A 19,578-nucleotide genomic window follows, 5' to 3' on the forward strand; every position below is an offset into this window, starting at 1 on the left:
CGCGTTCCTTTAAACGTCAAACAAGCGTTAGTAATAAAAACGCAAATAACTTTTAAGGGAGAAACTCATGCACTTCAAAGCCGTTGCCGTATTTTTTGGCGTTGTATTTTCCGCATTCACTTTTTCGATTTCCGCGTCCGCGCAGGGCGTGATCGTTCCGATAGTTTGCGTTGCCAGGCCATGTAATCCAAGGCCGATGCCGCAGCCTCTGCCAAACGCACTGCCGGTCAAATCCATCCAGATCAATACAAAGATCGACGGCCAGGTTGCAACGACCCATGTCGAACAGGTCTTTCGCAACGATACACAGTTCACGCTCGAAGGAACGTACTTTTTCCCGATACCTGAGACCGCCTCGATCGTGCAATTTGCGATCTGGGAAAATGGTAAGAAGCTGGTAGGCGAGGTTCGCTCAAAGGAAGAGGCACGGCGAATATACGACGAGATCGTCCGTCGGCAGAAGGATCCAGGATTGCTCGAATACGCAGGCAAGGACCTTTTTCAGGCCTCAATATTTCCTATACCGCCAAACTCAGACAAGAAGCTTGAGCTTACATACACTGAGGTTCTAAAAGCCGAATCAGGCACAGTTGCATATCGCTATCCGCTCGGCACAGGCCGCAATTTGTGGGCGAGGCCAACGCACCCACATCGTGAATTCAACTCTAGTATGCAACCGGGCCCGAGACAGCAATTCGGCACGATCTCAGGCACGGTCGAGATCGTTGGTCGAGAGGCGTTGAGAAATATCTATTCCCCGACGCACCAGATCGACACTAAGATGAAGGGCGAGACGTCTGCCCGCGTTTCATTCGAGACAAAAAACAACGACACAGACTTTCAACTATTTTATGGACTGTCGAACAACGATTTTGGAATGTCCCTCGTCACATATCGCGAACCGGGCAAGGACGGTTATTTTCTGTTGATGCTTTCGCCCAGGGACGATGTTTCTGAGAGGGAATTGGTGAACAAGGATATCGTTTTTGTGTTGGATACTTCGGGTTCGATGGCCGAAGCAGGCAAGATCGAAAAAGCTCGCAAGGCATTGATGTTCGGCGTAAAGACATTGCGCGAAGGCGACAGGTTTAACATCATCAACTTTGCCGGCGAAGAGCATTTGATGGAGAGGGGACTAATAGCTGCCAACGCAGAAGGAAAGCGGCGCGGTGAGGAATTCATTAACAAACTTCAACCGACCGGCAGCACAAACATCAACGATTCGCTCATTGCCTCGTTGAAGCAATTTGAAAAAGGCGACCGGCCCAAGATGCTGGTATTTATGACTGATGGTTTGCCTACCGTCGGTGAGTCAAATGTCGATCGTATAATTGCAAACTTTAAGAATGCTAAAAATGTCGATGTCCGTGTTTTTCCATTTGGCTTTGGTTACGACGTTAATACGACTTTGCTCGACCGTCTCGGTTCGGAAAACGACGGCATTTCCGATTATGTGCAGCCGAAAGAAGACCTCGAACTCAAAATGTCTAACTTCTTTCAGCGTGTAAGTTCACCGGTGCTTTCGGATGTTGATCTCGACTGGGGAGCAGTCTTGACCGAATACACATATCCGAGAAAACTAACGGATCTTTTCCGTGGCATGCAGATGACTATCATCGGGCGGTATAAAAATACGAATGATCTTAAGGACATCACGCTAAGGCTGACCGGCAAATCCGGTAAAGAGTCCCGCTCATTCAGCTATACAGATCTCGATTTTCCATTGCGTTCCGACAAGAATGATTTCCTGCCGCGTCTGTGGGCAAGCCGTCGTGTCGGATGGCTTCTCGAACAGATACGCAGCAACGGCGAGACAAAAGAGACCCGAGATGAAGTTGTCGAACTCGGAACGCGTTACGGCTTGGTGACACCGTATACATCTTATCTAGCGACTGACGGCTCGATGGCCAACGTACGCAGCTCCGATGTCGATGATTTTTCAAGAAGAGCACCAGCGGCGAAGGCCATGAGAGAAAAGAGTGGGGCCGGAGCTGTTCGATTGAGCGCTCAGCAAAACACCATGCAGCAGAATACACAAATTGTTGCTGTTGGTGATACTGATGATAAAGACGGACAGATAATTATTCGAAACACGTCGCAGAATCAGTTCGTAGCGAATAAAAACTTTATCAGTCAGGATAATGTTTGGATCGATTCCGACTTTTCGGATACGGCTCAATTGACAGAGGTCAGCATTAAATTTGCCAGCGATGATTATTTCAAGCTGCTTCAAAAAGAACGTGGCCTCGCCCCGTATTTTGCTCTCGGCGAGCAGGTCGTGGTGGTTTGGAAAGGTAAAGTTTATAGGATCACGAAGTCATAGTTTTAGAAAACTCTAACGCGGGGAAATGCATCCGATAAGGTGATTTTTGACTTGAGAACGATTATTCTATGGTCAAAGATCACCTTTTCGTCGGAGGAATTACATTGAGGATCATCGCATTAACTTTCCTTTTTATCTCGATTTGTGCTGTTAGCTATAGTGCTCAAACGGGTTGGATAACGCAAACTACAAATCTCCGCGGAGACCTTGTTGCCGTGTTTTTCACCTCTTCCGACAAAGGTTGGGTCGCAGGGGACAACGGATATCTGGCTTCGACGACCGATGGCGGTCAGACGTGGACGAAATATCCCCTGAACACCACCGAAGATATTAATGAGATCTACTTCCGAAACGATGACAATGGTTATCTCGTCGCGGGCCGCAAGATGTTCATCACTCGCGATGCAGGCAAGACTTGGCAGGAAACACGTATTTATCGCACCGGCGAATTTGGTTCGGGAACACCCGAATTTTTGAGCATTCGCTTCTCTGATAAAAAACGCGGCTATGCTATCGGTTCAGTTTTGCGTCACAGCGGCGGTGATGACATTGTCGTTGATTCGCTGCTGATGAGAACAGAGGACGGTGGCGATTCATGGCAGCGAATTAAAGTTCCGACTAAAACCGAGTTGTTTCATTTAGATTTTAGCGGAAATTCGCGCGGGTGGATCGTCGGTGACGGCGGCGTTATCCTTGCCACTACGGACAGTGGAACAACCTGGGCAAAACAGACGTCGGGAACCTCGCTGCCTCTTTACAATGTTGATTTTCGGGACGACAAGGACGGCTATGTTGTCGGAAAAACCGGAACGATCCTTCGCACGTCTAACGGCGGTGCGACTTGGGAAAAAGTCGACACAAACTTTAAAGAGACTTTTATGCGTGTGGATTTCGCAGACGACAAGAACGGTTGGGTCGTTGGTTACAAGGGCGACGTCCTTCGTTCAAATGATAAAGGCAAAACCTGGATCCGGCAGGAAAGCAACACTCGCGAACACCTCTACGGGCTCTTTATGGACAAGAAATTCGGTTGGGCCGTCGGTGCGAAAGGCGTAATACTTCGTTACAAAAAATAAAACTTGTAGATCTAACGTGCCAATTTTTGTCGGGCCTTTGCTGCTAGTTGTGCAAGTTGAGCGGCACGCGGCAAAGTCTCAACGGCCTTCGCGACCTGCGGATCGTCTTCTGTCAACACCTGATTTGCCGAGATCGAGCCATAGGCGGACATCGCGATATTGTAACGAAGCCGCAGCTTTATAAATGCGGCTTCTCTTATTAGTGCTTCTTGAGAGAATTTGCCGGGTGAGTTCTTTTTTACAAATTCACTAAACGCGGCAAGTAAATCATCAGACACGAGAAATTCCCCAGCATCTATTCGACTTCCGAATGAGAACCCTGCGATACGATAGCTTTCTGCTCCGCTTACTCTTCCGTTCACAGTTTCTCTCGCAAAAAAGAAAAGCGGATCGATCAGCGCGGCACGCGTCGCATTGAGCGTATCAGACTTAACGGCTTCGTCGGGCTGAATGCCGTCACCGCCGATTACCTTTCTGTCGGTGATGGTACGGGCCTCGAAGTAAGGTTTGACGCTCGACGAAGCAGGAGTTTTGTGATTGAAATAATCGTAAATATCCAGATTTGTATAATCCCGTTGGATCGATCGGCCAGAAGGGGTCAAATAACGAGCAGTTGTCAGCGTTAGTCCGGTGCGGCCCGGCAGGTTAAGTACGCTTTGAACCAGCCCTTTGCCAAAAGTCTTTTCACCGACGATCATCGCACGATCGTCGTCCTGAAACGCACCGGCAACTATCTCAGATGCCGACGCCGTATCTTCATTTACCAGCACGACAAGCGGCATCGTATCGGGAGAGACGTTTGTAGATTTCCAAACGCGATTATCGATCCGTGAGCGACCACGCTGAGTCAGTATCAAAGTTCCCGCAGGCAAAAATCTCTCAGCGACCTTAACGGCCTGATCGACGATACCACCGCCGTTGCCGCGAAGGTCGAGGACCAGCGACTTCATTCCGAGGCCTTTAAGCTCCTGTATCGCGGCGTCAAACTCATCGGCAGTTGTGTAGTTAAAACCTTCTGAGAGATCTATATAGCCAATGCCTGGCCGCAGAATATATGCGTCAGGAATTGATGGTTGTGGCACGCGGTTACGGCGAATTTCAACGGTCTCAATGCGATTTGATACTGCCCGTTCAATTGTGAGGCGAAGGATCGTTCCGGTTTCACCCCGAATCTTGTCACGGACCTCGTCCGATATCTTTCCCGTCATTTTCTCGCCGTTTATGGCAACGATACGGTCGCCAAAACGAAGGTGGACCTTTGCTGCGGGCGAATCGGGAAAAGTTGAAAGTATGTACGTATCCGTAATGCTTGCACGGTCAAAATTGGAGATCGATGCTCCGATGCCTGTGTAGCCGCTGCGCTGTTCGTCGAGCAGATCTTTCCATTCTACAGTGTCGTAAAAATTTGAGTGCGGGTCCAAAGACCTAAGCATGCCGCTGACAGCATTCTTGGTTATCGCGGGATTGGATATCGTCTGGCCGGCGAAATTGCGGTTGATTATCTCCGCAGCCTCGCGGATGTCCGCAGCTATCTTGGATGGCCTTGAAACGGTTCCGACAGACGCATTCCTTGTCGTTCCTGAGCCGCCGGACGCAGAAAACGTGCTGCCGCTTTTAATGCTGAATGGATCGACACCGGGATTTAACGGAGCGCTTAGTTGGGCGAACGATCTGCCGACAGCAGTTGAGACGAGAAAGAAGACAAATGCGGTTCGGCGAAGGCGGTTCATAAGTTAGGTCAGGAAACAGCTATCCGAAAATGCAAGTCACAAACTGCCATCGACCGGCACCAAAAAAGAAAAAGATCGGCAGCATTGGCGGCACCCTTATCACCGCCGATCACAGTTTTGTTTGACTATGTTATATACCGAAACAGGGTTGATTTCCAAATAATTTCGTCTATTTGCTACAGAGCACACAGAGACTACTGAGAAAAAACAGGATCTGTTTGTAAGTGCCCTGGGTGTCCAACTGTCCCACCGTTCTTTTTGTCCGGCTGTCCGGAGTTTGTCCGGCGACCCCACCGGACAGCGTAAGTGGTTGTTTCACAATGGTTTACAGCCGAAAAACTGCCTTGTCCGGTAAATTTTACAAAAAAAACGACATTGTCTTAAGGCAAATGTTAAACACTGCAAATAAGGCGGTTACGGGTTTTCTTGATTTCTCGAAAAGCAATCATCGTCCGGACAAGCATTTTTTTTGTGCCGAGTGTCCCACTGTCCCACGAGTTTTTTCATAGGAAATATCGCCACCGAGAACACAGAGCTGACTGAGAAAAATATGATCTATTTCTCTGGGTTCTCGGTGCTCTCTGTGGCTAATCTCTCTTCACATTTCGTTTTCAAAGAGCAAAATCGCTATTATTACAACGATGTACGCCTCAACATAGCACAATGTTGCATCTTTGGGAAGGCTGGCTTTCTCGATTTGACCTAACTTTCCGGGTCTCGATCGCGGCATGATCAACTACCGACCTTTTCAACAAGTTCGTCAAGGAGGGCGATCTGGGACGGATTGAGCTTACGGCGAGCGGTCGGAATATCGAACCACTCGGCACGGTCGACCTCGGGAAACTCCTGCATCTTGCCGGATCTCGGAGGCCATTCCATCTCAAAGGTATTGGACTTAACGTTCTCGGTGTCGAGGTCGCCTTCGACTGCAAACGCGTGAACTACCTTTCCCGCCTTTTGTGTGACCGGCTTTAGCCGAATAAATTCGCTTGCGGGCGGTTTTGAGCCGAGTTCCTCTTCAAACTCGCGGATCGCCGTCGTTAGCGTTTCCTCGCCGACCTCGAACTCGCCTTTCGGTATCGACCACGCGCCTTCATCCTTCGAACTATTGAACGGCCCACCCGGATGAACGATCAGTACTTCGAGAGATTCCTTGTCGACGCGGTACATCAATATGCCTGCACTTTGCTTTGCCATTTAATATTCGAAATCGCTTTGCTAAACCGCAACCTTTCGGGAGGTAATCCTTCTTTGTTTTTTGTATTCACACATCTTAGGCAAAAAACGCGTGAAATTAATTCTCGACACTTGGCCCATCAATCAGAATCAGCTTTCCGCCCTTTTCAGAGGATGGAATCTCCACCTTTAGTAGCGTCTTTTCCCAAGGCAACATTGTAGATTCTGTCGCCTTTAAAACTGCAGTTCCCGCATCATAAATTGCAAGAACAAACCATGGCTTTGTCTGCGTCATGATAGTGAATTGAACATTCTTAAGTTGATCTGGAAGTTTGTCAAGGTGCATAGCTTTTGCAGGTTCAAGAAGAAAGGCCATTATCCCAACTCGCTGTTTGTATCGGCGAACGTCGATTGTAACGCTTCCCTTAATGCATTTTTCTTTTGCCGGTTTTCCGAACGGCGGACTCGAAAAAACTTGACGTCCAATACTCATCGCAAATAATTGATGTAAGCCTTCATAATCAGTTAGGCGTCGACCTTTTCCAAGTTTGGTCATCGAGTCCTTGTATTTAATATGCGATATTCCGCTTTTGTGCCTCGAAGTCTTTCCTTCCGCACCATGATTGCCAATTAATCCGTAATAAATATCACCCTGAGCAACCTGCACAAAGTAGAGAAATTCTTTTGTCCACTTTCCGTTAGTTGCTAGCAGCTTATAATCCAGATCTTCCATAGATTTGATACTTCCGATTCTCGTCAGGATAAAAGTGTTCGAAAAAGGAGGAGAGTTGGTCAAATTCCGTCTTATCGTCGTAGCCTATCCGCCACATCGCGCATGGAATGGTTCCGGTTAGATATTTTTGTTTTGAAGGCTGGATTTGATTCTCTCGAATAATCTTCAAGGATCTTCCACGTATCTTCTAACCAATCTAAATCTGTACCATGTCGAGCATAATGCGGAACCGACACACTGTTGGCGAAATTTTGTCCTAAGTGTTCCGCAAAAAGGTTTGATACATACCCGCCGAAAAGAATAAAAAGTGATTGGGAATCGGCACCTATATCCGACATTTCGTCTCGAAATACTTCTATATGCTTTCGAGTCTTGACTGGATCGCTACGAAGCATCTGAATTAACTTGTAAGATTTGGGTTCGATCTCACCCTTTATTAGGTCGGTCATATAGGCGCCACGATACGGGCTATCATTGAAGGCGTATATGAGTTTTCGGTCGTTTTTGCCGCCTCTAAAGTTTGACCATGTCTCGGAGCGAAAAGCCGAGATATTGAGGCCACCCATTACGATTGAAGGCTTCAGAGTGAGCATATTCTCGGCAATTATTCCGGTATCTTTTGCGTTTGAAGGATTCCAGATCGCCCAACTGCCAACGTCTCCGTACTTCTTTCCGAGTTTCTCAAAGGTATTTAGGTCGATGGCCATTCTATTTCTTAATATTTTCCACGGGATAAAGGTGTTCGAGTGTGTCGGGGAGTTGGTCGAATTCCATTTTGCCTTCATATGGACGGCGCAGGGCTTCGCCGCCTTTGTTTAGCCGTCGGGTTTGTTCGTTTTGAGTTTTTCGATCTCTCTTTCCAATTTTTCGATATGTTCGTGGAGCGGTGCGGTCATTGAGCGTATCTCGTCCATCGTGTATCGCGGCGTGATGTGCTGTGGGCAATTCCAGTCGAAAGCCTCGACGTGCAATATCATGGCACGCTCTATCTTTGCCTTGTAGCCGGGCATCGTTAGCTGTCCGATGATTTCGGGAACATCTGCCGCGTCTTTCACCTCGACCCTGACGAGGACCTTTAGACGCCTCTGTCCGGGGTAATCCATCAGGAAAAGTGCCGCTTTGTCGTTGCCGGCGAGATTTCCGACGCTTATATATTGCAGGTTGCCGCGAAAATCCGCGAAACCGAGAGTTTGTTCGTCGAGCACTTTTAGAAAGCCTTTTGGACCGCCGCGAAACTGGATGTACGGCTGGCCGTTCTCACCCACCGTTGCCATATAAAAGCCGTCACGCTGATCAATGAAATCGATCTCGGCGTCCGACAGGCCATGAAAATCCGACTCGCCACCTTCAAATCTAGCGTATGCTTTGCGGGTACCGTAATGCTCCTGCGCCGCCTTAACAGCTGGGGTAAATGTCAGTTCGTGGAATTTATTTGACACCTCAACTCCTCAATAGATATGCAGGGAAATGTAGCACTAACCGTTTGGGTAGGCAAGAGGCTAATACTTCGTATTCTCATCGGGATAAAGATGTTCGAGTGTGTCGGGGAGTTGGTCGAATTCCATCTCGCCTTTGAATGGACGGAGCAGGGCTTCGTCGCCTTCGAGGAGCCAGAGTTTTTGTTCTTCTATGCTGCCCAAGATGACGGGCATCGCTTTTTCGTGGATCGGTTTCATGAACTCGTTCGGCTCGGTGGTGAATGTGGTGAACGAGTATCGCGTTTGATCGCCTTCGAAGTAGCGGCTCCAGAGTCCGGCGAGGGCGTAGGGCGTGCGGCCGGCGACAAATATTTCGACCGGCGGCAGGCCTTTGCCTTTTATCGGCCACTCGTAAAAGCTGTCTATCGGAAAGATGCAGCGTTGGCCTTTGCGAAGAAGATCGGGCCAGAGCTTTTTCTCGTGCATCGTCTCGACGCGGGCGTTGAATGTCGGGAACTTTGCTTCAAACTGCTTCGATCCGTCCCACTGACACCACCAACGTGCCTCAAGCGTCTTTACAAGCCCGTCACCACGCCGGGCAACAATATACGCAGGCTCTGTCGGACGAAGATTTCGCCGCGGCACAGCAAGTTCAGGATTATTCCATTCGTAGATGAATTGTCGATAGGCCTTCATCTCAGCCTGTGAAGCTCGTCCGCACATATGGTAAGGATAGTTGATAAAACAGAAAGCATAAAGTTTGATCCCTCCGCTCCGGCGGCATAGCCGCAGATCCTTAATAGCCGCAATGGAAAAGCATGGCTTTTCCGCACAGCGATGGGCGAAGACTAGACCTCGGCGAGGGCACCGTCAACGATAGCTCCGTTGAAACTTTTATTAACAAACAACTTTACTTCCAAAGCGTGAACTTTACCATTAAGCGCGACGATCTTCGTGAGTTAGCCAACGCCAAGGACATTGAACTTCAAATTGGCAGGTTTGAGGGCTCCGTGGAGAAGGACGGACAGCCGAGAATCAAAACATTGCTTGATCTTGCCAATAAGAAAGTGAACTAGGTGAGATCCTCCAGATTGTTATTCAGCGTCTCGATCTGTTTTTCCAGCTCGGCGAAGAGGTCACGAAGTTCTTGATTCGGTTCTACATCAGAATGTTTAATCCTTCCTGTGAGAAATGACGGTCGTGGCTCAGAACGTCTTTGATTTCGCGGCTCCGGCAGATGTTTATCGAGATACAATCGGTCAGACTGTAGCTTTTGTCGGGGCGTTTCTTGTAAAGATCAACCCCCTCAAGAAAAATCTCATGAGATATGGGAATGACTTCGGTATTTTGATCGGCGAGAATCAATTCTACTATCTCAACCGCCCTCAAGCGTAATAGCGGTCCGTATTCGCAAAAAAAGGTGAGGACTTCTGTGAGAACTGACTCGGTAGTTATGTAATGTGGGTTGAGGAGATTAGTTTCGGCGAGTACGGCCGCTTCGTGCCATTGGTCTTGCGGATTGATGATTCCCGCAAAAAATACAGTGTCGGCAAATACCAGATTCATCTTTTCGGCGTTCCGTAGATATAATGGTCATGCTGTTCGGCCCCGTCTGTAGGCAGCTTTTCCCAAACTTCATCTGGAACATCGGCCACTAATTCCTGAATTTTTTCGCCCAACTTCTTAGGTCGATCCTGTTTACTGATCACACCGTTAACATAGCGCAAAACATCTTCACGCTCTTTGTCGGACAGAGTTCTTATTTTATTTACAATTTGTTCTTCGACGATCTGCATAATGTACCTCAATGCTCACATATTACCACTAGGCAACATATCCACGGCATTATCTACATGCTTGGACGCATATTCATGACAGACATTCTATCACGATTTTTACAATCGCTATCAACTCTTCCTGCGATAGACAGTCGCCGTTATTTTTCAAGTTGAGTGGCTATTCACGCCCGTCAGCGTACTTCGGACGATTGAGCATATTGAGTGTCCTTTTCTGACAGATATTGTTTTTTGCATTTTTGTGGGCAAAATGTTCTGATAAAAATAGCAGAAAATTATGTCAGAAACATTCAAATTGCCACCGCTTGAAATTGAAGAATACACGCTCGCGAATGGATTGCGCGTTGTTTTAAATGCTGATAATGCGATACCTGTTGTGTCGGTTGCTGTCTATTACAACGTTGGTTCGCGTAATGAGCGCGAAGGGCGTACAGGCTTTGCTCATTTGTTTGAGCATATGATGTTCCAGGGGTCGGAGAATGTGCCGAAGGCTGGGCATTTTCAGCACATAATGAAGGCCGGCGGGACGATGAACGGGACGACTTCGAGCGAGCGGACAAATTATTTTGAGACGCTTCCGGCGAATCAGCTGCCGCTTGCTTTGTGGCTTGAATCGGATCGAATGCGTTCGCTGGCGGTGACGCAGGAAAATCTTGATAACCAACGCGAGGCGGTGAAGGAAGAGAAGCGTTTGAGGTACGACAATCAGCCTTATGGGCAGATATTCGATCTCATCAACGAGATGATCTACAAGAATTTTGCCAATTCGCATTCGACGATCGGATCGATGGAGCATCTGGATGAAGCGACGGTCGAGGATGTTCAGGAATTTTTCCGTATTTATTACGCTCCGAATAATGCAGTGCTTACGCTGTCCGGAGCGTTTGAGATTCAAACCGCAAAAGATCTGATCGAGACCTATTTTGGCGATATACAGTCGCAGCCTTTGCCGCCTGAACTTGATGTGAGTGAGCCGCCCGAGGTCGCCTCGACCTATAAGGAATGGGAAGACAATCTGGCGCCGTTTCCGGCATTTTTGATCGGCTGGAAAATCCCGAAGAGGCGTTCACCTGAATTCAATGCGCTTTATCTCGCCGGAAAGATCCTTTACGACGGCGAGAGTTCGCGGCTTTACCAAAAGTTGGTCAAGGGCGAAGAATCTGTCATTCAGCTTTTTGGTTTTACCGATGAACGACGCGGGCCATCGAGTATTTTTGTCGGAGCAATACCAAAGCCGGACAAAGACCTGAGTAAGATCCGCGAAACGATAATGCATGAGATCCACGATCTCGCCGACCACGGCCCGACCGCCGAAGAAATGGAAAAGATCGAGAATCAGCTTGTAAATGATTCCGTTCGTATGCGGCAGTCTTCGATGTCGCGGGCTCAGTCAATAGCAGAATTTGCTTTGTATGACGGAGATCCGACATTGATAAACAGCGATCTTGATGAACTACTCGCTGTCACTGCGGAACAGATCCGCCACGCGGTCGGTGTGTATTTGAATACTGACAATCGCGCGTTACTCGATGTTGTGCCCGCCGGAAAAGGGTAAGAATCTTTACCACAGAGAACACGGAGGACGCGGAGAAAAAGAGATTTTTAGTGTTTTGATTGGATATTAGAGATTTTTGTTCAATCCTCTGTGATCTCTGTGGTTAATCCAAATTTATGACACCAGAATTACGAAAATCAGTACCCGAACCATTAGCCCCGGTAAAGTTCGATATTCCGCAGCCTTTTCAGACTACGCTTGATAATGGGCTGCGCGTGGTTATTTTTGAGAACGAACGTTTGCCGCTAGTCAGCTACCGGCTGGCGTTTCATTCGGGTGATGTTAACGATCCTCAAGATGCGACCGGGATGACGTCCGCGATGGCGTCGATGTTGACCGAGGGAACGGAAAATTACTCGAGCCTGCAGCTTGCTGAAAAGATCGAACGTCTAGGCGCAAGCATTGGTGCGAGTGCCTCAGACGATTTTACGATCATTTCTGCATCGAGCCTTTCGCTTTACCGGACTGAGATACTTGGTTTAATGGCGGAGGTCGTGTTGCGGCCGACATTTCCTGAAGACGAACTTGATCTTTATCGCCGAAATACCGTAGAGAATCTCAAATTTCAACGTTCTCAGCCGGGCTTTCTAGCCGGCGAACAAGCCGCGAAACTGATCTACGGCGAGCATCCGTATTCAAAGGTTTCGCCGAATGCCGAAAACATTGAGAAGCTTGACCGATCAAAGCTCGCAGAGTTTCATGCGAAGGCGTTTATACCCAACAATGCGATGTTCATCGTCGTCGGCGACATCAAACGTGACGAATTTCTTACAGAGCTAAACGAACTTTTTGGCGACTGGCAGCAGGGAAGTTTGCCCTCAGCATCGTTTGAAATGCCGCCTGCGCGCAGTACCCGCAGCCTTACGATAGTTGATCGGCCGGATTCCGCGCAGTCGAATATCGTGTTGACCAATCTAGGCGTAAAGCGCACCGATCCAGACTATTTTCCGCTGATCGTTATGAATCAGGTTCTCGGTGCAGGAGCTTCGTCGCGTGTGTTTATGAATTTGCGTGAGGAAAAAGGTTATACCTACGGGGCATACACGCGTCTCGAAACAAAGAAACTGGCAGGCGATTTCGAAGCGACCGCCGAGGTGCGGACATCTGTCACCGGCGATTCGTTAAAAGAATTTTTTTATGAACTCGACCGCATCCGAAATGAAAAGGTCGGTGAAACGGAATTAGCAGATGCTAAGAATTTTCTCACGGGCGTCTTTCCTATCCGTGCTGAAACTCAGGAAGGCCTGACAAATTTAATAGTAAATCAAAACCTTTACGGTCTGCCGGATGACTATCTACAGACTTACCGCGAGAATGTCGATGCTGTGACCGCTGATGATGTTCAGCGCATCGCGGTCAAACACGTTCGTCCGAGCGAAATGGCAATAGTGATAGTTGGAGACGCCAGCGAAGTTCTGCCGCAGGCGAAAGAATATGCGGCGACGGTCGAGATCTTCGACACCGAAGGCAAACAAAAGAAGTTAACCACGAAAAAACACGAAAAGGCACCAAAAAGAAAAATTCTTTTTGGTGCCTTTTCGTTTAATTTAGTGGTTTCTTGCTAAGGTTGCACGAACTGTATTATCGCAAAGTCCGCCCCCGAAGGGTCGGCGACCATTGCCATCCGTCCGACGCCTGGAGCATCGAATGGCGGAACTCGAATGCTGCCGCCATTCTCCGTGATCTTTGTTACTGTTTCATCCGCATTATCGACGGCTATGTAAGTTGCCCAGTGTGACGGCAATTCGGCCGGCCAGTTCTCGTCCATCGCCATCATGCCGCCGGAAGAAACGCCGCCCATGACAATCTCTTTGTACTCCATTGGAGACAGCTTGGACTGTGGCAATTCCCAGCCAAACATCTTGGTGTAAAACTCCATCGCCGTCGGCAGATCCTTCGTTCTCAATTCCCGCCAGCATATTTCTCCAGCCTTTGGTATGTTAAATTCAGCCATTGTGTCCTCCTTCTGCCATCTTAAAGGTTGAAAATATTGCTCCTGTTGGATCCTGAATAATACACATGCGGCCAACATTGGGAACATCCAGCGGGCCGTTAATTATTGTCGCCCCGAGTTCGACAGCCAGTTTTGCGTTTTCGTCAACGTCGTCAACGCCAACGTAAGTCATAAAATGCGGCGGCGGTACAGGTTGACCGGGTGCGCACATTTCCGGGATTATTTCATACAAGCCGCCAGCCGGATAATCACCGCCGGTCGAGTATTCGTGATATGCAAAGCCGTCAACCGCTTTGCTGTCCTGAAATTTCCATCCAAAGACGTTAGTGTAAAACGCCTTACATTTCTCGGCATCGTTGCCGGCTATTTCGGTCCAACAGAATGTGCCGTGAGGTATTCCGCCCCATTCGGCCATTTCACTTGCTTGTTCCGCCATGTGAGTTTCTCCTTTAATTAAAATGTGTAACTAAATATTGTCCGATTGCTTTTTAATACGCAAGCAAAGGTGGTTTTGTTTTTGATGAAAAATTGCCCGCGAATACATACGAATCTAGCCATTTATCTCTTCTGTTTGTATTAGTTCGAGCTATTCGCGGGCAAAATATGACGTTTTGGACCGTCGCCGTGTATTTGCGCTTTGGAGGTAAAGCTTGGCAGGATTCAGCAACGGCCCAAAACTATCGTGTTGCAGCCATCAACCTACACGTCTGATCGGGACGGTGTTGTTCTGCTGCAAATTCTGTAGATGTGTGATCAACTCCGACGCTGCCCGTTTTGAAAGCTCCGCAATGCTGCACTTCATCAATTGCGTGCATTCTGTCTCGGCGTCAAGATTTGCTTCGCGTGAGATCGCTCGGATCATGCTCAGTTGTTTTGAGGTGATCATGTCGCCCAGACTCTTTGCGATAGGATCATTAAACGGTAATTGCTGTGATGCAGCAGCCGGTGGAACTACTGCATTTTCAGCCTGCTCGATCGAGTCGACCTCACGTTTGTATAATTCGCGGGCTATACCAAACTTGACCGCAGCGCGTTTCAACGCATCATGCTCGGCTTTTTTAATGCCTGTTTCGCTCGCCGTTTTTCCTGTCCCGACACCTTCGCGTGTTATACCGTCGATCGTGATCGCTACTGTTACCGTGATTATGTCTCCGATCGCTCTAATATCTTTTACGGTATGACCCCAATTCGGAGCGTGCTCGTCGAGAATGTCGGCGACGGTATGCCACTCGACATATTCGACCATATGGATATTGCCGTTGCGGTCGCTTCGTCCGGCACGTTGTCGAACCAAGTTTGGATCGACCGTCTTGCGAAGTTCGCGTAAAGTAGTTGAAAAATCGAGGACGTTGCTCGCGATCTCGTTTAACTCAAATAGGGTTGCCGTTTCTTGTGTCTTCGTTTCGTTGCTAGCGTTGCTGTTCATTTTAGTCTCCTTGTGTGTGTCTAAATCGTTACGGGTTGATCGTAACGATTCTGTTCGCGGCCGATTTGGCCACTCAGTTATTGTTTGTCAGTAGATAAGAATTTCATCAATGAAACCTTGCATCTGTGAAACATCGTATCAGAATAATTTTTCTGTTGCAAGCGTAAAACTCGCTTGCATTTAAAAAAATGATGTGGTACGTTTTATCTGTGCAATAGAAAGCATCGGTGATACTGCGATGCGGCTTACGATTAAAATTGCAAAAATTTAGGAGAAAAAAACATGAGATCTAAAAATGAAAGTTTGATAAGTACATCGGAATTAGGCCAGGCGATCAAAAGACGCCGTGAAGAATTGGATTTGAGTTTACGTGATGTCGGGGATCTGACGCAGGTTTCGGCTTCAACACTTTCGCGTATTGAGAACGGCACAGGCCGTCCCGATGCAGACAACATTGCTCGTTTGACGCAATGGCTTGATATTCCGGTTGACCGTCTGATGACAAAACATCTGACAAAGAACGTCGAGCCGGTTGTTTATTACCCGCACGAAAAGACAACCGATATTATCGAAGCTCACCTGCGAGCCGATAAAGATCTGACGCCTGAGATGGCAAAGGCCCTTTCTGAACTTTTCCGAGTTGCCTATAAACAGTTCAGCAAGAAGGGCATGAGCAAAAAGTAATAACAAAACGGACGTAAACACTAAAGCACACAATATACAACGAACATGAGACACATAACTCACAAAATTGAAGGAATAGGGTTTTATAACTTGGCGGGTATCGACACAGCTTTTGTGTTGTTTTTTCTGTCAATGGAGTACGGGCGTTCCAATCGATTATTTTCGATGGACTCATTGTTGATCGCCATTACGATGGCGATGCTGGCCGTGCTGCCGTATTTTTTGCCATCGCGGTACGAGAAGCCGCAGTTTGGCAACTGGCTCATTGGACGCACCGCTCTGGCGTTGTTTGGAGTAGTGTTCGGTGTTTTCTTTAAGCAAAGCGTCGGCGTTACATTCCCGGAATCGATCAGATTCGCTCCGATGACATTTCTGATACTGGCATCAATGGTGAGCTGTTATCTTCAGTTTTATGGGCTAATGAAACTCCGTCTGGCGAAATAGGCAAAAGGCTCTAGGCGAGAGAAATAAAGATCCGTGCGTGTTTTGAAAACATGTACGGATCTTTTTATGTGAAATGTTAGGTAGGTTCGCTGCGATCAACGGCCTTCGGCAAATGCTGAGGCCGTCACGTTGACGGCTTCATGAATTGTCCGAACTTGTGTAACGAGTTCAAGATACTGTTTTAGCGTTAACGCCTGTGCCCCATCGCAAAGTGCCTCTTCGGGACAGGGATGGACCTCGATTATCAACCCGTCAGCACCTACAGCGACAGCAGCCCGGGACATTGGGCCGACCATGTAATTGTGGCCGGTTCCGTGTGAAGGATCGACGATCACAGGCAGGTGAGACATCCTGTGAATGGCTGGAACGATCGAAAGATCGAGCGTGTTGCGTGCGTGGCCCGAAAAGGTGCGAATGCCGCGCTCGCACAAGATCACGTCACTATTGCCTTCTGCCATGACGTATTCCGCTGCGAGGAGCAGTTCGTCAAGCGTTGCCGAAAGGCCACGTTTCAAAAGCACCGGTTTCCGTGTTTTGCCGACATATTTGAGCAGGGAAAAGTTCTGCATATTGCGGGCGCCGATCTGGATACAGTCGCCGTACTTTTCAACGGCGTCAACACCTGCTTCATCCATCGCTTCGGTCACAATATTTAGCCCAAACTCCTCACGAACCTCAGCAAGAATTTTCAGACCATCTTCGCCCATGCCCTGAAATGCATACGGTGACGTTCGGGGTTTAAACGCACCACCTCGGAAGAACTTAGCTCCGCTTTCCGCAACGATTTTCGCAGTCGCAAATACCTGTTCGTGGTTTTCGAGAGCGCACGGGCCGGCGATCATTGCGAGTTCACCACCTCCAATTGATGCGTTCCCAATCCGTATAACCGTCCGCTCTTTCTGCTGATTTTTTGAAATTAATTTATATGACTGCGTCACACGAACTGCGTCGGCGACGCCCGGAAGTGTTTCAAAATGTGCAGGATCGATGGAGCCTTTGTTTCCGGTGACGCCAATCGCAGTGCGATTTTCACCAGGCATCCTATGGGCCGAAAAACCCAGATTTTCTATAGTTTCAACTACTTTTTCAATCTCGGAAGGCGATGCATCCGGCTTCATTACGATCAGCATAAATGGTGTTGCGAAACTTAAACTTTAAGTTTTGCTCGCGGAATTTGCAACAGGCGCCAACTTACATCCTTTCCGGCACTTCGATGCCAAGGGTGGCGAGAGCCGACGTTAATGCCCGCCGGGCCATGTCGGCAACCGTGATTAGAACAGCACGTTTCACATCGTCCGTTTCAGCGATGATCTTGTGATTATGGTAGAAGAGGTTGAACGCCTTGGCCAAAGTAAACGTGTATTTTGCGAGAATTGCCGGTTCATTTGCCACAGCGGCTTGCCTGACAGTCTCTTCAAGCCGCGACGCAAGGACCGCCATCGACCAAATGTCATCACCCGTCTCACTGGAAAGGACCGAGATAATCTTCGATGGATCGCAGGCAGCCAAATTGCGCTCAGATACTCCATTTTTCTCGAGTTTTCGAAAAATAGAGTTTGCTCGTACGGCCGAATACTGGCAAAAACAGCCGGTTTCACCCTCGAATGAAAGAGCTTCCTTAAAATCAAAAACGATGACCGTATTTCGTGTGAATTTCAGCAAGAAATATCGCAATGCACCGACCGCTATCTGCCTTGCGATCAAACGCTTTTCTTCATTTTTCGCATCAGGATGACGCGATTCGACTTCGGCGAGTGCGTTTGTTTCGAGACGGTCGATGAGGTCGTCGGCCTTGACGCCGAGGCCTTTGCGTCCGCTCATCTCTATAAAAGGTTTTTTGCGATCATCTTCGGACAGCGTGAATCCTAGTTCCTCAGCCGCAGCGGGCGAAAGAGCTACCATCTCATAAGAGAGATGAATGCTGGCCTTTTCACCGCGTTCTGGTGAGATCGCTGCAACACCTTTTCGGACTATGTCCTGCGGATAGGATTGTCGTGAATCAATTACGTTGTAGATCGTCTCGCCGCCGCCGAAATGTGGAACGTCTTCATGAAGATTGGCAGCCTGCGTTACGGCGGTCGTTATCCACACATCCTGGCTGTTCTTGTATTTGTGAAAATACCTGTAATTGAAATCTAGACCCAGAATTCCTAGCTTCCACATCTGATAGGCAATATCTTTACCTGTGTATGTGACCGTTCCGTTTGAACGGACAAGTATCTTGTCGGTTTCGTGTTCGTCATTCCCAGATTGTTCTTCAAACGGCATGACCCAACAGCCTTTGTGATTGCCTTCACTTTCGTAATGGATCACACCAAGCTGTTTCATTTGCTCAAATGCCTTGTCCCAAAAATGAAGGTGCAATATTTCCGACTCACGAGGCAACAGATCGTAGCGGATAGAAAGCCGTTCCATTGTATCGAGTATGCATTCGACATTTCTGGTCGCTACGAAATCAGCCAATTCAGCGGTCGCGTTGTTGCCTTCCTCGATCAGGTGAAGAACCTCGGCACGTTTTTGTTTTAGCTCCTCATTGGTTTGATACTCAACGCCGACCTTTGCGTAGAGGTCCCAACAATAGTAATCAAAACTCTTGCCCGCCGCTTTTAGTCCAGAATCGAGGGCCTTGATCGCGGCCAGATCTTTGTTTTCCAGATAAATGAATCCAACCACAACATCCGCGACCTGAACGCCGGTGTTGTCGATGTAATTTTGTACTTCTACGCGTTTTCCGGTGGCTTTGAGGATGCGTTGAAAAGTATCGCCAAGCACCGAGTTTCGAACATGGCCGATGTGAGCAGCTTTATTCGGGTTTACGGAAGTGTGCTCGACGCAAACCTTGGGCGAATCATCGGAATTTGACTCAGACAAGTGCGGCAGAGGTTCGGCAGCGGTATTTTGTAGGAGAAAAGATCCACGGTCAAAGAAAATATTAAGATAACCGGCACCTGCGACCTCGACCTTGCTTACAAATTCGTTCGATTCCAATGCAGCCTTTAGCTGTTCCGCCAGTTCGCGTGGATTCTTCTTTTCGCCAGTTGATTGTTTGATCTGTTTGGCAAGTTCAAAGCCAATAGGGAAGGCAAGGTCGCCAAGCTCCGTTTTTGGCGGCGTCTCGACAACGATCTGGTCCAGTTCGACGTTGAATTGTGAACGAGCTGTATCTTTTACGGTTTCGCGTAGGATCTGCTGAATTTCGATGATTGTCATTACGTTGTCTATCTAACACACAAGCGATAAAGTCGTAATTATAGACGTTCAAT

The 19,578-nt window shown here is 48.2% G+C and carries 20 protein-coding genes; 7 read left to right on the forward strand and 13 right to left on the reverse strand.

The features are described 5' to 3' along the window. Positions 1–67: 67 nt before the first annotated feature. Positions 68–2,323, forward strand: a complete 2,256-nt coding sequence (locus IPL32_14585) for a VWA domain-containing protein (protein ID MBK8467045.1) — start codon at positions 68–70, stop codon at positions 2,321–2,323. A gap of 68 nt (positions 2,324–2,391) precedes the next feature. Continuing rightward, the gene (locus IPL32_14590) at positions 2,392–3,399 is read left to right on the forward strand and encodes a hypothetical protein (GenBank protein ID MBK8467046.1); all 1,008 of its coding nucleotides are present in this window, start codon (positions 2,392–2,394) and stop codon (positions 3,397–3,399) included. 11 nt (positions 3,400–3,410) lie between these two features. On the opposite strand, the gene IPL32_14595 is transcribed toward IPL32_14590, so the two are convergent. From IPL32_14595 to IPL32_14620, 6 genes are all read right to left on the reverse strand, one after another. After that, positions 3,411–5,129: a S41 family peptidase gene (locus IPL32_14595; protein MBK8467047.1), complete on the reverse strand. Its 1,719-nt coding sequence runs from the start codon at positions 5,127–5,129 to the stop codon at positions 3,411–3,413. 732 nt (positions 5,130–5,861) lie between these two features. After that, the gene (locus IPL32_14600) at positions 5,862–6,326 is read right to left on the reverse strand and encodes an NUDIX domain-containing protein (protein MBK8467048.1); all 465 of its coding nucleotides are present in this window, start codon (positions 6,324–6,326) and stop codon (positions 5,862–5,864) included. Between the two features lie 97 nt (positions 6,327–6,423). Next, positions 6,424–7,038 (reverse strand): hypothetical protein, encoded by a 615-nt coding sequence (locus tag IPL32_14605; GenBank protein ID MBK8467049.1) that lies wholly within the window; start codon positions 7,036–7,038, stop codon positions 6,424–6,426. A gap of 71 nt (positions 7,039–7,109) precedes the next feature. Continuing rightward, a complete protein-coding gene (locus tag IPL32_14610; protein ID MBK8467050.1) occupies positions 7,110–7,823 on the reverse strand; it encodes a hypothetical protein in 714 nt (237 codons plus the stop codon). Positions 7,824–7,853: 30 nt separating this feature from the next. Further along, complete coding sequence (locus IPL32_14615) at positions 7,854–8,477, reverse strand: pyridoxamine 5'-phosphate oxidase family protein (protein ID MBK8467051.1); 624 nt, start codon at positions 8,475–8,477, stop codon at positions 7,854–7,856. 60 nt (positions 8,478–8,537) lie between these two features. Next, complete coding sequence (locus IPL32_14620) at positions 8,538–9,179, reverse strand: SOS response-associated peptidase family protein (GenBank protein ID MBK8467052.1); 642 nt, start codon at positions 9,177–9,179, stop codon at positions 8,538–8,540. 95 nt (positions 9,180–9,274) lie between these two features. Between IPL32_14620 and IPL32_14625 the strand changes: the two genes are divergently transcribed. Then, positions 9,275–9,532 carry a hypothetical protein gene (locus tag IPL32_14625; protein ID MBK8467053.1) on the forward strand — a complete coding sequence of 86 codons (258 nt, stop codon included), beginning with the start codon at positions 9,275–9,277 and terminating at the stop codon, positions 9,530–9,532. 82 nt (positions 9,533–9,614) lie between these two features. On the opposite strand, the gene IPL32_14630 is transcribed toward IPL32_14625, so the two are convergent. Beyond that, positions 9,615–10,022, reverse strand: a complete 408-nt coding sequence (locus IPL32_14630; GenBank protein ID MBK8467054.1) for a type II toxin-antitoxin system VapC family toxin — start codon at positions 10,020–10,022, stop codon at positions 9,615–9,617. Beyond that, positions 10,019–10,252 (reverse strand): hypothetical protein, encoded by a 234-nt coding sequence (locus IPL32_14635; protein ID MBK8467055.1) that lies wholly within the window; start codon positions 10,250–10,252, stop codon positions 10,019–10,021. The genes IPL32_14630 and IPL32_14635 overlap by 4 nt, the downstream gene beginning before the upstream one ends. A gap of 277 nt (positions 10,253–10,529) precedes the next feature. On the opposite strand from IPL32_14635, the gene IPL32_14640 reads away from it, so the two are divergent. Together IPL32_14640 and IPL32_14645 are read left to right on the forward strand one after the other, a co-directional pair. After that, positions 10,530–11,807: an insulinase family protein gene (locus tag IPL32_14640; protein MBK8467056.1), complete on the forward strand. Its 1,278-nt coding sequence runs from the start codon at positions 10,530–10,532 to the stop codon at positions 11,805–11,807. Positions 11,808–11,923: 116 nt separating this feature from the next. Beyond that, complete coding sequence (locus IPL32_14645) at positions 11,924–13,372, forward strand: insulinase family protein (GenBank protein ID MBK8467057.1); 1,449 nt, start codon at positions 11,924–11,926, stop codon at positions 13,370–13,372. On the opposite strand, the gene IPL32_14650 is transcribed toward IPL32_14645, so the two are convergent. The 3 genes from IPL32_14650 to IPL32_14660 all read right to left on the reverse strand — a co-directional run bounded on the left by IPL32_14650 (position 13,369) and on the right by IPL32_14660 (position 15,187). Further along, positions 13,369–13,761 carry a VOC family protein gene (locus tag IPL32_14650; protein ID MBK8467058.1) on the reverse strand — a complete coding sequence of 131 codons (393 nt, stop codon included), beginning with the start codon at positions 13,759–13,761 and terminating at the stop codon, positions 13,369–13,371. The genes IPL32_14645 and IPL32_14650 overlap by 4 nt on opposite strands. Beyond that, a complete protein-coding gene (locus IPL32_14655; GenBank protein ID MBK8467059.1) occupies positions 13,754–14,197 on the reverse strand; it encodes a VOC family protein in 444 nt (147 codons plus the stop codon). The genes IPL32_14650 and IPL32_14655 overlap by 8 nt, the downstream gene beginning before the upstream one ends. A gap of 258 nt (positions 14,198–14,455) precedes the next feature. Beyond that, a complete protein-coding gene (locus tag IPL32_14660; GenBank protein ID MBK8467060.1) occupies positions 14,456–15,187 on the reverse strand; it encodes a hypothetical protein in 732 nt (243 codons plus the stop codon). A gap of 282 nt (positions 15,188–15,469) precedes the next feature. Between IPL32_14660 and IPL32_14665 the strand changes: the two genes are divergently transcribed. Both IPL32_14665 and IPL32_14670 read left to right on the forward strand, forming a co-directional pair. Then, positions 15,470–15,871: a helix-turn-helix transcriptional regulator gene (locus IPL32_14665; protein ID MBK8467061.1), complete on the forward strand. Its 402-nt coding sequence runs from the start codon at positions 15,470–15,472 to the stop codon at positions 15,869–15,871. Positions 15,872–15,916: 45 nt separating this feature from the next. Beyond that, positions 15,917–16,315 carry a hypothetical protein gene (locus IPL32_14670; GenBank protein MBK8467062.1) on the forward strand — a complete coding sequence of 133 codons (399 nt, stop codon included), beginning with the start codon at positions 15,917–15,919 and terminating at the stop codon, positions 16,313–16,315. Between the two features lie 95 nt (positions 16,316–16,410). Here the strand turns inward: IPL32_14670 and aroF are convergent, their stop codons facing one another. After that, complete coding sequence (aroF, locus tag IPL32_14675) at positions 16,411–17,445, reverse strand: 3-deoxy-7-phosphoheptulonate synthase (GenBank protein MBK8467063.1); 1,035 nt, start codon at positions 17,443–17,445, stop codon at positions 16,411–16,413. Positions 17,446–17,506: 61 nt separating this feature from the next. Next, positions 17,507–19,525, reverse strand: a complete 2,019-nt coding sequence (argS, locus tag IPL32_14680; protein ID MBK8467064.1) for an arginine--tRNA ligase — start codon at positions 19,523–19,525, stop codon at positions 17,507–17,509. Between the last annotated feature and the right edge of the window lie 53 nt (positions 19,526–19,578).

Origin of the sequence: Chloracidobacterium sp. (assembly GCA_016711345.1) — a bacterium.
GTDB lineage: Bacteria > Acidobacteriota > Blastocatellia > Pyrinomonadales > Pyrinomonadaceae > OLB17.